General features: G+C 41.3%; 9 protein-coding genes and 1 pseudogene. 8 read left to right on the top strand and 2 right to left on the bottom strand.

All coding sequences use genetic code 11. The features are described 5' to 3' along the window. Nucleotides 1–415: 415 nt before the first annotated feature. Nucleotides 416–1261 carry a carboxylating nicotinate-nucleotide diphosphorylase gene (gene nadC / locus H5058_RS03790; protein WP_182676938.1) on the bottom strand — a complete coding sequence of 282 codons (846 nt, stop codon included), beginning with the start codon at nt 1259–1261 and terminating at the stop codon, nt 416–418. Nucleotides 1262–1818: 557 nt separating this feature from the next. On the opposite strand from nadC, the gene ampD reads away from it, so the two are divergent. The 7 genes from ampD to H5058_RS03755 all read left to right on the top strand — a co-directional run bounded on the left by ampD (nt 1819) and on the right by H5058_RS03755 (nt 11995). Beyond that, nucleotides 1819–2373, top strand: a complete 555-nt coding sequence (gene ampD / locus H5058_RS03785; RefSeq protein ID WP_182676936.1) for a 1,6-anhydro-N-acetylmuramyl-L-alanine amidase AmpD — start codon at nt 1819–1821, stop codon at nt 2371–2373. 13 nt (nt 2374–2386) lie between these two features. After that, nucleotides 2387–3238, top strand: coding sequence for a beta-lactamase regulator AmpE (gene ampE / locus H5058_RS03780; RefSeq protein ID WP_011327100.1), 852 nt, complete (start codon nt 2387–2389; stop codon nt 3236–3238). A 706-nt stretch (nt 3239–3944) separates the two neighbouring features. Next, entirely contained in the window at nt 3945–4694 is a 750-nt protein-coding gene (gene pdhR / locus H5058_RS03775; RefSeq protein ID WP_011327101.1) for a pyruvate dehydrogenase complex transcriptional repressor PdhR, read from the top strand. An 83-nt stretch (nt 4695–4777) separates the two neighbouring features. Beyond that, nucleotides 4778–7444, top strand: coding sequence for a pyruvate dehydrogenase (acetyl-transferring), homodimeric type (aceE, locus tag H5058_RS03770; RefSeq protein ID WP_086997657.1), 2667 nt, complete (start codon nt 4778–4780; stop codon nt 7442–7444). A 10-nt stretch (nt 7445–7454) separates the two neighbouring features. Further along, complete coding sequence (gene aceF / locus H5058_RS03765; RefSeq protein WP_182676934.1) at nt 7455–9419, top strand: pyruvate dehydrogenase complex dihydrolipoyllysine-residue acetyltransferase; 1965 nt, start codon at nt 7455–7457, stop codon at nt 9417–9419. 157 nt (nt 9420–9576) lie between these two features. Then, a complete protein-coding gene (gene lpdA / locus H5058_RS03760) occupies nt 9577–11004 on the top strand; it encodes a dihydrolipoyl dehydrogenase (RefSeq protein WP_089367702.1) in 1428 nt (475 codons plus the stop codon). A gap of 316 nt (nt 11005–11320) precedes the next feature. Further along, the gene (locus H5058_RS03755) at nt 11321–11995 is read left to right on the top strand and encodes a tRNA-uridine aminocarboxypropyltransferase (RefSeq protein WP_058372475.1); all 675 of its coding nucleotides are present in this window, start codon (nt 11321–11323) and stop codon (nt 11993–11995) included. 266 nt (nt 11996–12261) lie between these two features. Here the strand turns inward: H5058_RS03755 and H5058_RS03750 are convergent. Continuing rightward, a pseudogene (locus H5058_RS03750) lies at nt 12262–12459 on the bottom strand (ATP-binding protein); the annotation flags it as partial. Nucleotides 12460–12539: 80 nt separating this feature from the next. On the opposite strand from H5058_RS03750, the gene H5058_RS03745 reads away from it, so the two are divergent. Then, entirely contained in the window at nt 12540–14081 is a 1542-nt protein-coding gene (locus H5058_RS03745) for a PAS domain-containing methyl-accepting chemotaxis protein (RefSeq protein WP_182676932.1), read from the top strand. The last annotated feature ends 1 nt before the right edge of the window (nt 14082 follow it).

Below are 14082 nucleotides of genomic sequence, written 5' to 3'. Positions count from 1 at the left end.
GAATAAACTTTACTGTACAGCGTATTTTAGTTTGTATAAACAAGAACACGCTGTGAATTTAGTTATTAAATTTACCAATATTTAGCACTTTAATGTGTTACTTAGTTACTTTTATATTTATAAATTAGCTTATATTTTTAGGTATAGCTGTATAAATACTTAACTTTTTATACATTTCATTGCACTCATTAATATTAAAGCAGCTAATTAGTGCTTTTATATTAATGGTACATTCATTTATAGTACAACAGCGTGAGTTTACCACTGTTTTTTACTTTTTAGTACACGGATTATATTTTAAAAAAGCATTTTATTTAACAAAATGTTAAAAAGCAATCCTTTCGAGTTATTTAATGCTTTATAGTATCTATTGTCAATGAATTAGCGCAGTTTAAATTTAAAGTCTGCGTTATTATTAATCAAATCGCATTGATAAATCGATTGATTGTAAGTTTTTTGTTAACGCTCCGCTCGATATAAAGTCTACCCCAGCTTGTGAGTAAGTTTTAAGCGTTTGTAGGGTCATATTGCCCGAAACTTCAAGTTTTGCGCGTTTGTTAGTAACTACTACAGCTTGCTTTATTTGCTCTACGTTAAAGTTGTCGAGCATTATAATATCGGCACCCGCATCTAGCGCTTGTTTTAGATCAACAAGTGATTCAACTTCTACTTCTATTGGTTTGTTTGGTTGGTTTTGTTTAGCTTGCGCTATTGCTTTGTTTATACCGCCACACGCTGCTATGTGATTTTCTTTTATTAAAAACGCGTCGTATAAACCAATACGGTGGTTTGCACCGCCGCCACATTTAACGGCGTACTTTTGTAAAATGCGTAAACCAGGTATGGTTTTGCGGGTATCGAGTAGTTGGGTTTTTGTACCCGCAAGTTCTTTTACATAATGAGCTGTGGTAGTAGCCGTGCCCGAAAGTGTTTGTACAAAGTTAAGTGCTGTACGCTCGGCAGTTAAAATAGCGCGAGCCGAGCCTGTTGCTGTAAATAAAGTACTGTTAGCTTTAACTGCATCGCCATCGTTTACTAGTACATTTATTACAACGCTTGGCTCTACTTGCTTAAATACTTCAACAATTAGGTCTTTACCACAAAATATGCAGTCTTCGCGGGTAATTACTTTAGCGTTTGCTTGCTCGTTTGCTGGAATAAGTTGCGCGGTAATGTCGCCATTTTCAGCACTTTGGTAATTTAAATCTTCACCAAGTGCAAGAGTAACTAGTTGACTAACTAAAGTGTGTGGAATAGGCATGAAAAAGCTCGTAACAGTAAATAAATTAGGTAAATTTTACTATGTTTGAATTGCAATAACCAGCTTTGTGGTAAAGGCTGGTGTCAGGTTTTAGGGAAGAGCAGGTTTCAGGTGTCAGGTGTCAGGTTTTAGGGAAGAGCAGGTTTCAGGTATCAGGTATCAGGTTTTAGGTAGAGATAAGCTCGATGTTTAAATTACCTGTAGGCGAGGGATTTGCCACCGCGCCGTACGTAGTGCGAAAAACATATTCACAAAGAGGCTAAGAGGGCGCTGCGCTTTAGAGTAGTAAAAATAAATTAGTTGTTTAAGTGGCTTCTCATTTGCTCTCATTGTCTTCTCTTTGTGAAAAGGGTCGGTTTTAGGTAAAGATCAAAGCAAGCTCGGTGTTTAGGTTATGTGTAGGCGAAGCTTTATGCCGCGCTGGTTAAAATTAAAAAGCTGTGCGAGGTAAATTCCCGGCTACAAATTCGGTGGTTGGTAAGCTTTTATTGCTGCGTCTATCATTTTTAAATTAAATCCTTTAGCATCGATGTTATGTCGATCTTTTGATTTAAATTATGAACATAGATTTAAATGGGGTGGTAAATAGTGCTGTGCAGCGTGGTTGTGCGCATTTTGATGAGCGCCCGAGTGATACAGACGTTTCTTTATTGGTAATTCACAATATATCCTTGCCGGCGGGGCAGTTTGGCACGCCTTATGTTGATGATTTATTTATGGGTACGCTTAATTGTGAAGCGCATAGCAGCTTTAGCGATTTACACGGTGTGCGGGTGTCGGCGCATTGCTTTATTAAACGCAGCGGTGAGCTAGTGCAGTACGTGCCATTTACTAAGCGAGCATGGCATGCTGGGGCGTCTGAATTTAATGGGCAAACTAACTGCAATAACTTTAGCATTGGCATTGAGCTTGAGGGAACCGACACCACCGCTTATACTTTAGCGCAATACACTAGTTTAAAAACACTAAGTAAAGCCATAATGCAACGCTATCCAAATATAACAACAGAGCGAATTGTAGGGCATTGCGATATAGCACCAGGGCGAAAAACAGACCCCGGTAGTAGCTTTAACTGGCATTTATTTTTAACTATGCTTAAACAATCAGGCTAAGTGAGTAACAACAATGATTTTGGTTTCGATAATAATTGCATTAATACTTGAGCGCTTAGGTGCTCGTTCAGCCCATTGGCAAATTAGCTACTACGCAGACGGTTATGTAAATCGCTCGGCAAACCTGCTCACTAATAAAGGCGTATTTGGCTCGGGTGTTGGCTTTTTAGTGTGGCTACTTTTACCTGTACTGGCTATTGGTTGTTTATATTTGCTGTCTGACTTTGTGCTGTGGCAACTTATTTTTAATGTAACAATATTATTAGTCTGCTTTGGTTGTGCTAAGCAGCGTGCCTTATATAAGTCGTACTTAAATGCTTTAACCCGAGATGATAAAACCGCAGCCACTTTATATGCACTGCAAATGGGCCAAAATCGCACAGAAGAAGAGCAAGACGGCGAAACAGTTGGGCAAACCCTGGCATGGGTTAACTTTAGATTTTACTGCGCGGTGATTTTTTGGTTTGTAATATTAGGCGTAGCCGGTGCGGTTTTATATGCACTCGTACGCACATTCGCCGATTTAGTAACGCAAGATGACGACGAAATAATAGCAAAGCATTCTAAAATGCTACACAGATTATTATTTTGGCTTGACTGGTTACCAGCGCGTATTACCAGCTTTGGTTATTTAGTAATAGGTAACTTTAATAAAGGCACTAGTTGCTGGTTACGCTACGCGCTTGATTTTTCAAGCCCTAACCGCAAAGTGGTTACTTACACCGCCTTAGCCGCAGAGCAAGTAGAAAAACGCTACTACGACTGCGCGTACGAAGCCACTTGTATGATTAAACTGGTAAAACGTAATGTATTGTTTTATTTAGTACTGATTGCATTATTAACCCTGTTTGGTGGGCTGGATTAAAGGGCAGGCTTTAGGCGTCAGGTTTTAGGAAGAGATAAAGCCAAGCTCGGTGTTTGAGGTTATACGTAGGCGAGGGGCTTGCCACCGCGCACGTAGTGCGAATGTTTTAAGTAATTATAATTTTTGTTAAAAATATCGCGCCAGCAAGCTTGGCACTACAAATTCCAGACAAAAGATAAAACTAAGCACGGTGTGTGGATTGTGTAAGTGCGGTTTTACACTTCTCTTTTCAAACAAAGATACTATTTCACAAAGAGAAGGCAATGAGAGTAAATGAGGAAACATTAAAAAAGTTAACATTTTAAGCTATTACTTTTCACTGCTCTAAAGCGCAGCGCTCTCTTAGCCTCTTTGTGAATAAACGGGCTTTCATTAAAGTTACACTGCGGACTACGGGGTGTTTACTTATTTTTGACTGCTAACACCTAAACTCTCCGTTATCACTTTTACCCTCCCTGGTCTGACCAATTTATTTTCGTCTCATTTACCTTTCTTTATTTATACTATTTTGTGTATTCTTTAAACTTTGCGCTGAATGCGTTACGCTGGCTAAGTGTCCTTAAAGCTACTGTAAATTGACAGCAATTAGGCTTTTTGTTACCGTATGTCAAAATTTGGTATGACCAATTTACCTTTTGGCTAAATTGTTCAGTTCAAAGCCTGGTTTTAAGGGCTTTTGGTATTTATACAACGCGGACGTTGACTGATGTCTTTAAAGATTAAAGCTGCAAAATTATCGGATGTGATTTTACAACAACTTGAGAACATGATTCTTGAGGGGTCGTTGGCACCAGGCGAAAAACTGCCACCGGAGCGTGAGTTAGCTAAGCAATTTGAAGTGTCGCGGCCATCACTGCGCGAGGCGATTCAAAAGCTTGAAGCTAAAGGTTTAGTAACCAGACGCCAAGGCGGCGGTACGTATGTAAAAAATCAGCTCGAAGAAGGGCTCACTGATCCGCTGTTTGATTTGATCAGTAAACACCCTGAGTCGCAGTTTGATTTACTTGAATTTCGTCATGCATTAGAAGGGATTGCTGCGTATTACGCTGCACTGCGTGGCACCAATAACGATTTTATTAAAGTAAAACAAAGCTTTGATCAAATTGCTTTGGTACAAGACGACCTACAACAAAAAGCGAAAGCAATAAATGCTTTTCATTTTTGTATTGCAGAGGCGTCACATAACATTGTTTTACTACATTTGGTGAGAGGCATGCAGGCATTGCTTGAGCAAAATGTATTACAAAATTTAACCGTGTTATTAACAAAATCAGATATCAGTAACCAATTAGGCCACCACCGTGGTTTGCTAATGGATGCTGTTATTGAAGGTAAGCCCGAAGAAGCACGCTTAGCTAGTAATGCGCATTTAGCATATATAGAAGAAGCATTACTTGAAGCGGGTAAAGAACATTCGCGAATTGAACGCAGTTTAAGACGCACCAAACAAAATTAAGCAAATACATCCTTACTCAAAATTAGTAAGTGGGATGTGTTAAATACACAACATTCGTATTTTAAACATAAGGAAACCTCCATATGTCTGAAGTCAATAAAATTGACGTAGACGCGCTAGAAACACAAGAGTGGTTACAAGCTCTTGAATCGGTTGTGCGCGAAGAAGGTGTTGAACGAGCTCAGTTTTTACTTGAGCAAGTGTTAGAGCAAGCCCGTTTAGATGGCGTAGATATGCCAACGGGTATTACCACTAACTACGTCAATACAATTCCGGTAGAGCAAGAACCTGCTTACCCGGGAGATGTAAATATTGAACGCCGTATTCGTTCAATAATTCGTTGGAACGCGATTATGATTGTATTGCGTGCATCGAAAAAAGATCTCGATTTAGGCGGCCATATGGCGTCTTACCAATCGTCTGCGGCATTTTATGAGGTGTGTTTTAACCACTTTTTTAAAGCACCAAACGATGTAGACGGCGGCGACTTAGTTTATTACCAAGGGCATATTTCTCCGGGTATTTATGCACGCGCATTTGTTGAAGGGCGTTTATCGGCATCACAGCTAGATAACTTCCGTCAAGAAGTAGGTGGCGAAGGCTTACCGTCGTACCCTCATCCTAAATTAATGCCTGAGTTTTGGCAGTTTCCTACGGTTTCTATGGGCCTTGGTCCTATTTCGTCTATTTACCAAGCACGCTTTTTAAAATACCTAGACGGCCGTGGCTTAAAAGACACTAAAAACCAACGTGTATATGCGTTTTTAGGTGATGGCGAAATGGATGAGCCAGAATCTCGTGGCGCTATTTCATTTGCCGCACGCGAAAAGTTAGACAACCTATGTTACTTAGTTAACTGTAACTTACAGCGCTTAGATGGCCCAGTTATGGGTAACGGTAAAATTATTCAAGAGCTAGAGGGCCTATTTAAAGGCGCTGGCTGGAACGTAATTAAGCTAGTGTGGGGCAGCGGTTGGGATATATTACTGGCTAAAGATAAAACCGGTAAGTTATTACAACTAATGAACGAAACGGTTGACGGCGATTACCAAACGTATAAAGCAAAAAATGGCGCGTATGTACGTGAGCATTTCTTTGGTCGTTACCCTGAAACAGCAGCACTTGTTGCTGATATGACAGATGACGAAATTTTTGCGCTTAAGCGTGGTGGTCATGAGCCATCTAAATTATTTGCTGCATTTAAAAAAGCAGAAGAAACCAAAGGTCGTCCTACTGTTATTCTTGCTAAAACCGTTAAAGGTTACGGCATGGGTGAAGCGGCTGAAGGTAAAAACATTGCGCACCAAGTTAAAAAAATGGACATGTCGCATGTTGCACACCTACGCTCACGCCTAGGCCTTGACGATTTAATATCTGAAGAGCAACTAACCGAACTGCCTTATTTAACGCTTGAAGAAGGCACTCCTGAGCACACTTACTTACACGCTCGTCGTGAAGAGCTTAAAGGTTATACACCTAAGCGTATTGCACGCTTTAGCGAAAAGCTAACAGTGCCAGAAGTAGAAGCGTTTAACCCGCTACTTGAAGAACAAAAACGTGATATTTCTACCACTATGGGTTTTGTTCGTGCTCTTAATATTTTACTAAAAGACAAAGGCATTGGTAAAAACATAGTACCTATTATTGCCGACGAAGCACGTACCTTTGGTATGGAAGGTTTGTTCCGCCAAATTGGTATTTATAACCCACATGGCCAAAACTACACACCTCAAGATCGCGATATTGTTTCTTACTATAAAGAAGCTACATCGGGTCAAGTACTGCAAGAAGGTATTAACGAGTTAGGTGCAATGTCGTCATGGGTTGCTGCAGCAACATCGTACAGCACCAACGATTTACCAATGATCCCATTTTACATTTACTACTCTATGTTTGGTTTCCAACGCGTTGGCGACATGGCATGGATGGCAGGCGATCAGCAAGCACGTGGTTTCTTATTGGGTGCAACAGCTGGTCGTACTACGCTTAACGGCGAAGGCTTACAACACGAAGATGGCCACAGCCATATTCTTGCCAGCACAGTACCTAACTGTATTTCTTACGATCCAACGTATGCATACGAAGTAGCGGTTATCATTCAAGATGGTATTCGTCGTATGTATGGTGACGATCAAGAAAACATTTACTACTACTTAACGTTAATGAACGAAAACTACCATCAGCCAGCTATGCCAGAAGGCGCTGAAGAAGGTATTCGTAAAGGTATTTACAAGCTAGAGAGTTACGCAGGCAAAAAAGCCAACGTACAGCTATTAAGCTCGGGTACTATTATGACTGAAGTACGTAAAGCAGCTAAAATATTGAGCGAAGACTACGGTGTTGCGTCTGACGTATTCTCAGTAACGTCTTTTAACGAGCTAACGCGCGATGGCCAAGATGTTGAGCGTTTTAACATGCTTAACCCTGAAGGCGAGCAAAAAACAGCGTATATCACTAGCGTATTAAACGATTCAGTGACGGTTGCAGCAACCGATTACATGAAAAACTACGCAGAGCAAGCGCGTTCGTTTATTCCTAGCAATAACTATAAAGTGTTAGGCACCGATGGTTACGGCCGCTCTGATAGCCGCGAAAACCTTCGTCGTCACTTTGAAGTTAACGCAGACTACGTTGTAGTTGCTACGTTATCTGAACTTGCTAAACGTGGTGAAGTTGAAAAGTCGGTAGTTATTGAAGCACTTAAAAAGTTCAATATCGACACCAACAAACTTAACCCACTGTACGCATAAGAGGTTTGCAATGAGTATTGAAATTAAAGTACCCGATATCGGTGGTGATGAAGTAGAAGTAACCGAAATCTTAGTAGCCGTTGGCGACGTTGTTGAAGTTGACCAAGCATTACTAACCGTTGAAGGCGACAAAGCATCAATGGAAGTGCCGGCCGACACAGCTGGCACGGTAAAAGAGATTAAAGTAAGCATTGGCGACAACGTAGCTACTGGCTCTTTAGTGTTTATCTTTGAAGGCGAGAGTGAAGGCGAAAATGCAAGTGAAGCTAAAAGCGACACTGCAGCAGAGCAAAAAGCGCCTGCAACTGACGCTAAACCAGCACCAGCGGCTTCTGGCTCTGCAGCAAAAGACGTAACCTTGCCAGATATTGGCGATGACGAAGTTGAAGTAACTGAAATTTTAGTAGCCGTTGGCGACAGCGTTAGCGAAGATCAGTCTATTTTAAGCGTTGAAGGCGACAAAGCATCAATGGAAGTACCTGCGCCGTTTGCTGGCACAGTTAAAGAAATTAAAGTAGCGACTGGCGATACAGTAAAAACCGGTTCATTGGTATTTGTATTTGAAGTAGCAGGTAGCGAGTCTGCAGCACCAGCTGCTGAATCAACACCAGCCGAAACTAAAGCAGCACCGGCAGCACCGGCAGCAGCCGAGCAAAGCTCAGCATCAAGCACAAAAGAAGTTAACGTGCCTGATATTGGTGGCGACGAAGTTGAAGTGACCGAAATTTTAGTAGCCGTTGGCGACAGCGTTACTGAAGATCAATCGTTACTAAATGTTGAAGGCGACAAAGCGGCAATGGAGCTTCCGGCACCGTTTGCAGGCACAGTTAAAGAAATTAAAGTAGCTACGGGCGATAAAGTATCGACCGGCTCGTTAATTTTTGTTTTTGAAGTTGCTGGTGGCGCACCTGCTGCAGCAGCTAAACCTGAAGCCGAAAAGTCAGCACCTGCTGCTAAAAGCGAAAAACCAGCGCCAAAAGCCGAAACAGCGACGCAATCTGCTCCAGCAGCTAGCAACGAAAGCTTTGCTGATAATAGCGCGTATGCACATGCATCGCCTGTGGTACGCCGCTTAGCACGTGAGTTTGGTATAAACCTAGCTAACGTAAAAGGCTCTGGTCGTAAAAACCGCGTAGTAAAAGACGACGTGCAAAACTATGTTAAAAACCTAGTTAAGCAAGTTGAATCAGGTCAATTGTCGGCAGGTAAAGGCAACGCAGGCGGCAGTGAGCTTGGGCTTATTCCATGGCCTAAAGTTGATTTTGCTAAGTTTGGCGAAATTGAAGAGAAAAAACTATCGCGTATTCAAAAGCTATCGGGTAAAAACTTACACCGTAACTGGGTGCAAATCCCACATGTTACTCAGTTCGACGAAGCCGATATAACAAGCCTTGAAGAATTCCGTAAAGAGCAAAATGCCCTTAACGAGAAGAAAAAGCTAGGTGTTAAAATTACGCCACTAGTATTTGTAATGAAAGCCGCAGCAAAAGCATTGGCCGAATTTCCAACTATTAACTCGTCACTGTCTAACGACGGCGAAAGCTTAATTCTTAAAAAGTACATTAATATTGGTGTAGCGGTTGATACGCCAAATGGTTTAGTAGTACCTGTGTTTAAAGATGTTGATAAAAAAGGCATTATTGAACTATCACGCGAGTTAATGGAAGTATCAGCTAAAGCACGCGACGGTAAGCTTACCTCGGCAGATATGCAAGGTGGCTGTTTTACTATTTCAAGCTTAGGCGGTATTGGCGGTACGGCATTTACGCCGATTGTTAACGCGCCAGAAGTGGCTATTTTAGGTGTGTCTAAATCTGAAATGAAGCCAAAATGGAATGGTAAAGAGTTTGAACCAAAACTTATGGTGCCATTGTCAATGTCGTACGACCATAGAGTGATTGACGGTGCGCTAGCAGCACGCTTTACTGTTACGCTGGCAAGCTACATGAGCGATATTCGTCAATTAGTGATGTAATCGCTAAAAATGTATGAAATCAAATCCCAGCCAGTTGTTTTTTGCTGGGATTTTTACCATTTGCAATGATACAATCTTTGCACAGAATTTCTGCCTCGCAGAAGCATGGCAGTTAAACCTTGGGGCTGTGTCCCGTTCAAATAATTAAGGTAATAGCATGAGCAACGAATTAAAAACTCAAGTTGTTGTACTAGGCGGTGGTCCTGGTGGTTACTCTGCGGCTTTCCGTGCTGCTGACTTGGGCTTAGAAGTTACACTAGTTGAGTCTCGCGATACACTAGGCGGTGTATGTCTAAATGTGGGTTGTATCCCTTCAAAAGCGCTTTTACACGTAGCTAAAGTAATTGATGACGCAGCGGCAATGGCCGATCATGGCGTTACTTTTGGCGCACCACAAATTGACTTAGACAAAATCCGTTCATGGAAAGACTCTGTTATTGGCCAACTTACTGGTGGCTTAACTAGCATGTCGAAAATGCGTAAAGTTAAAGTTGTATACGGTTACGGTAAATTTACTGGCAGCAACACCATTGCTGTTGAAGGCGCCGACGGTACAACAACAATTACGTTCGACAACGCAATTATTGCTGCAGGTTCTAAACCAGTTAGCTTACCTTTCATCCCAGAAGATGATCGCGTAATTGACTCAACTGGCGCACTAGAGCTTAAAGATATCCCTGAAAAGCTACTTGTACTTGGTGGTGGTATTATTGGCCTTGAAATGGGCACAGTATACCGTGCACTAGGTTCAGCAATCGACGTAGTTGAGTTTGCTGATCAACTAGTACCTGCTGCTGATAAAGACATTGTTAAAATTTACCAAAAGTACGTAAGCGACAAATTTAATGTAATGCTTTCTACTAAAGTAACGGGCATTGACGCAAAAGACGATGGCCTATATGTAACGTTTGAAGGTAAAAATGCACCAGCAGAACCAGTACGTTACGACAAAGTACTTGTAGCAGTTGGCCGTACACCAAACGGTAAGTTACTTGATGCAGATAAAGCAGGCGTTAACGTTGATGATCGCGGCTTTATTAATGTTGATAAGCAGCTTAAAACAAACGTTGAGCACATTTTTGCAGTGGGCGACATTGTTGGCCAACCTATGCTTGCGCATAAAGCGGTTCACGAAGCACACGTTGCAGCTGAAGTTATTTCTGGTCAAAAACATTACTTTGATCCTAAATGTATTCCTTCAATTGCCTACACAGATCCAGAAATGGCGTGGGTTGGTGTAACTGAAAAAGAAGCAAAAGAGCAAGGCCTTAGCATTGAAACTGCGGTATTCCCGTGGGCTGCATCAGGTCGTGCAATTGCATCTGCACGTACAGAAGGTTCTACTAAGCTTATTTTTGATAAAGAAAGTGGCCGTGTAATCGGTGGCGCTATGGTTGGTATTAACGCAGGCGAAATGCTGGGCGAAATTGGCCTAGCAGTAGAAATGGGCGCAGATGGCGAAGACTTAGCACTTACCATTCATGCTCACCCAACATTGAACGAATCAATCGGCCTAGCAGCTGAAATTTATGAAGGTTCAATCACTGACTTACCAAATAAAAAAGCAGTTAAAAAGAAAAAGTAATTTCTTTTAGTTAATTGTTTAAAAACCCAAGCCCAGCTTGGGTTTTTTTATGGGCGAAAAAGCAGGTTTTAGGTATTAGGTATTAGGCAGAGATCAAACCAAGCTCAGTGTCTGGAGGTATGCGTAGGTGGGGCTTTATGCCGCGCTTATTAATATTAAAAAACTGCGCGAGGTGAACTTTCGGCTACAGGGTTGTATTACCTTATTGATACCTAAAACCTGAACGCTAAAATACTCTTTTCACTGCGCCCTTACATATCTATTTTTATCAAATATAGCTACAATGCGCGCCTAATTTATTTAAGGTAAACCCCCAGTGAAAAATGCCGTTTTAGCATTACGTGCCCAACAAATAAGCGAATCGCGCCGTGAGTTCAATGCTCGGGGTGCTAAAATGACACGTTGCCAGCAATGCTTACTTGCAGAGCTTTACTGTATTTGCGAAGGGGTTATACAGGCCGATTGCGACGCTGCTGTTTGTTTACTTATGTATCATAATGAAAGCTTTAAACCTTCAAATACTGGGCGTTTAATTGCCGAAATAATACCTGAAAACTATGCATTTAGATGGGACAGAACCGATCCCGATGCCAAACTATTAGCATTAATAAACGATCCGCAATATCAACCTATGGTGGTATTTCCTGCTGAAGATGTAGAGCCGGGCAGAGCCGTAACTGAAGTAAATATAACAGCCGGTAAAAAACCGCTATTTATATTTTTAGACGGAACCTGGCGCGAAGCTAAAAAAATGATCCGCAAAAGTCCGTATTTAGATAACCTTCCGGTATTATCGATCACTGCCGACAAACTCTCAGACTACCGTCTACGTGTTGCTCCCCATGCGCATCAACTTGGTACTGCAGAAGTGGCTATTATGGTATTAGCGTTAGCGGGAGAGAAGGATGCAGCCTCTAAATTAGAACAGCACTTTATAAAATTCCGCGACGCGTACTTATTAGGTAAACGTAATAAAGGTAGGCCAGAGTAAAAAGGGCAGGTTTTAGATATCAGGTTTCAGGCAGAGGTAAGCCAAGCACGATGTTTAAGTTGCCCGTAGGCGAGGCTTTATGCCGCGCTTTTTAAAATAAAAAAACTGCGCGAGGTAAACTCTCGCCTACAAGATTAAGAGCAGGTGCTAGGTATCAGGTTTCAGGCAGAGGTAAGCCAAGCACGGTGTTTAAGCTGCCCGTAGGTGGGGCTTTATGTCAACAACAACCGAAAAGTGATCCACTCCACCATTTGAATATTGATCCACTATTTATTAAGGTTTTCCATTAACCCTGCTTGTTTCTTTTCTTTAATTCTATAACTTTCCCCCTTAATTTGAGCAATGTGTGAGTGGTGTAAAATTCTATCTAACATAGCTGATGTTAACGCTGTATCATTCGCAAAAATGCTTCCCCATTGTCCAAATGGGAGATTACTTGTGAGTATTATCGCTCCTTTTTCAAATAAAAAAGTATTGTAATTGCGCCTTTTGTATTTATAAATTATTCTTTAACGATATATCACCTTAAGGGAATATCATTCAAATGAGTCAGCAAAAACAAGCGATAGTCGATCAGGAAGTTACTTTTGGTATTGATGAAGAACTACTCTCTACTACAGACTTGCAAGGAGTTATAACTTACGCAAATGATAACTTTTGTAAAGTTGCTGGATATACATTAGACGAGCTAGTAGGTAATAACCATAGTATGGTGCGCCACCCTGATATGCCCAAAGCTGCGTTTGCCGATTTATGGTCTAATTTAAAAAATGATATTGCTTGGCGAGGTGCAATTAAAAACAGATGTAAAAATGGTCAATACTACTGGGTTGACGCATTTGTAACGCCAATTTATGAAAATGGAAAAAAAATAGGCTATCAATCTGTTAGGCGCCGACTATTACCTGAGTACTTAAACAGCGCAGAAAATCTGTATAAGCGTATTAATAGTGGCAAGTCTATAAATACATTTACTCATAATCTGTCGGCACTCAAACTCCCTCTATATTTATGCTTTAGTGCACTTTTTGCTTGGTTAGCTAGTTATTCACTGTGGTTTATTTTGCTGTTTATTCCTCTGCCATTTGTTATTTATTATGATCAGCTCGTTTTATCGCAGCGATACCTTAAAAAAAGAAAAACTGAGTCAGACAGTATCTCCCGCCATGTGTTTTCGGGCAGTAATATATTTAGTTTTGCTGATTTTCAAATTAAATTACTCGAAGGAAAAGTCACTACAATAGTAGGGCGTATTATTGATGGTACCTTAAGCTTAAGTAAAGGTGCAGACTCACTCAAAATTTGTGCTGAGGCTGCACAGGCCGGCGTTGAAAAAGAAGCATCCGAATTGCATCAAGTATCCTCAGCGGTTGAAGAAATGGTGCACTCAATAGATGAAGTAGCTAAAAATACTTTAGTCACTAATCAGCGCGTTAAACAAGCTCACCAAGACTGCGAAAGCGCAACAAAAGCGATGTCAGGTACCATGCAGGAGGTATCGTTACTCGCCAATGAGGTGGATAACTCCGCAAGTTCAGCAACCGAATTAGCAACAGAGGCTGAAAAAATTGGTGATATAATGCAAGAGATACAAGGGATTGCCGATCAAACAAATTTACTTGCACTTAATGCAGCTATTGAGGCTGCGCGAGCCGGTGAGCACGGTAGAGGGTTCTCAGTTGTTGCTGACGAAGTGCGTGCACTTTCAAGCAGAACACATACTGCCACAGAGCAAATTCAAGTCTCTATTTCTGAAATGCAATCTACGTTACTTAACTGGTCAAAAACCATGGAAGCGGGTAAAAATGCGGCAGAGAGCTGTGTGAAAGAAACCCGTAACACCCAAGATATCGTCTCAAAAGTATACGCTGCAATTACTGATATTTCAGATTTAGCAACGCAAATATCTACCGTGGCAGAAGAGCAAAGTATGGTATCGCAAGAAATTAGTCGTAATATTTCTAATATTAGCAGCGCATCGTCAGATAATCTGGCCCAAGCACATAGTGTAGGTGCTGAGTCTGATGCAATCGAAAAGCACTCTAAGGCATTGGCGTCCCTAGGTCTTTCTTTTAAAGTAGGTTAAT

The sequence above is a fragment of the Pseudoalteromonas sp. SR45-4 genome, assembly GCF_014163535.1.
GTDB classification, from domain to species: Bacteria; Pseudomonadota; Gammaproteobacteria; order Enterobacterales; family Alteromonadaceae; genus Pseudoalteromonas; species Pseudoalteromonas nigrifaciens.
This window is presented reverse-complemented; position numbering and strand designations above follow the sequence as displayed.

Bases quoted from the DNA above. Each gene is read 5' to 3' on its own strand.
- nadC (WP_182676938.1), bottom strand. From the start codon at position 1,261: ATGCCTATTCCACACACTTTAGTTAGTCAACTAGTTACTCTTGCACTT.
- ampD (WP_182676936.1), top strand. From the start codon at position 1,819: ATGAACATAGATTTAAATGGGGTGGTAAATAGTGCTGTGCAGCGTGGT.
- ampE (WP_011327100.1), top strand. From the start codon at position 2,387: ATGATTTTGGTTTCGATAATAATTGCATTAATACTTGAGCGCTTAGGT.
- pdhR (WP_011327101.1), top strand. From the start codon at position 3,945: ATGTCTTTAAAGATTAAAGCTGCAAAATTATCGGATGTGATTTTACAA.
- aceE (WP_086997657.1), top strand. From the start codon at position 4,778: ATGTCTGAAGTCAATAAAATTGACGTAGACGCGCTAGAAACACAAGAG.
- aceF (WP_182676934.1), top strand. From the start codon at position 7,455: ATGAGTATTGAAATTAAAGTACCCGATATCGGTGGTGATGAAGTAGAA.
- lpdA (WP_089367702.1), top strand. From the start codon at position 9,577: ATGAGCAACGAATTAAAAACTCAAGTTGTTGTACTAGGCGGTGGTCCT.
- H5058_RS03745 (WP_182676932.1), top strand. From the start codon at position 12,540: ATGAGTCAGCAAAAACAAGCGATAGTCGATCAGGAAGTTACTTTTGGT.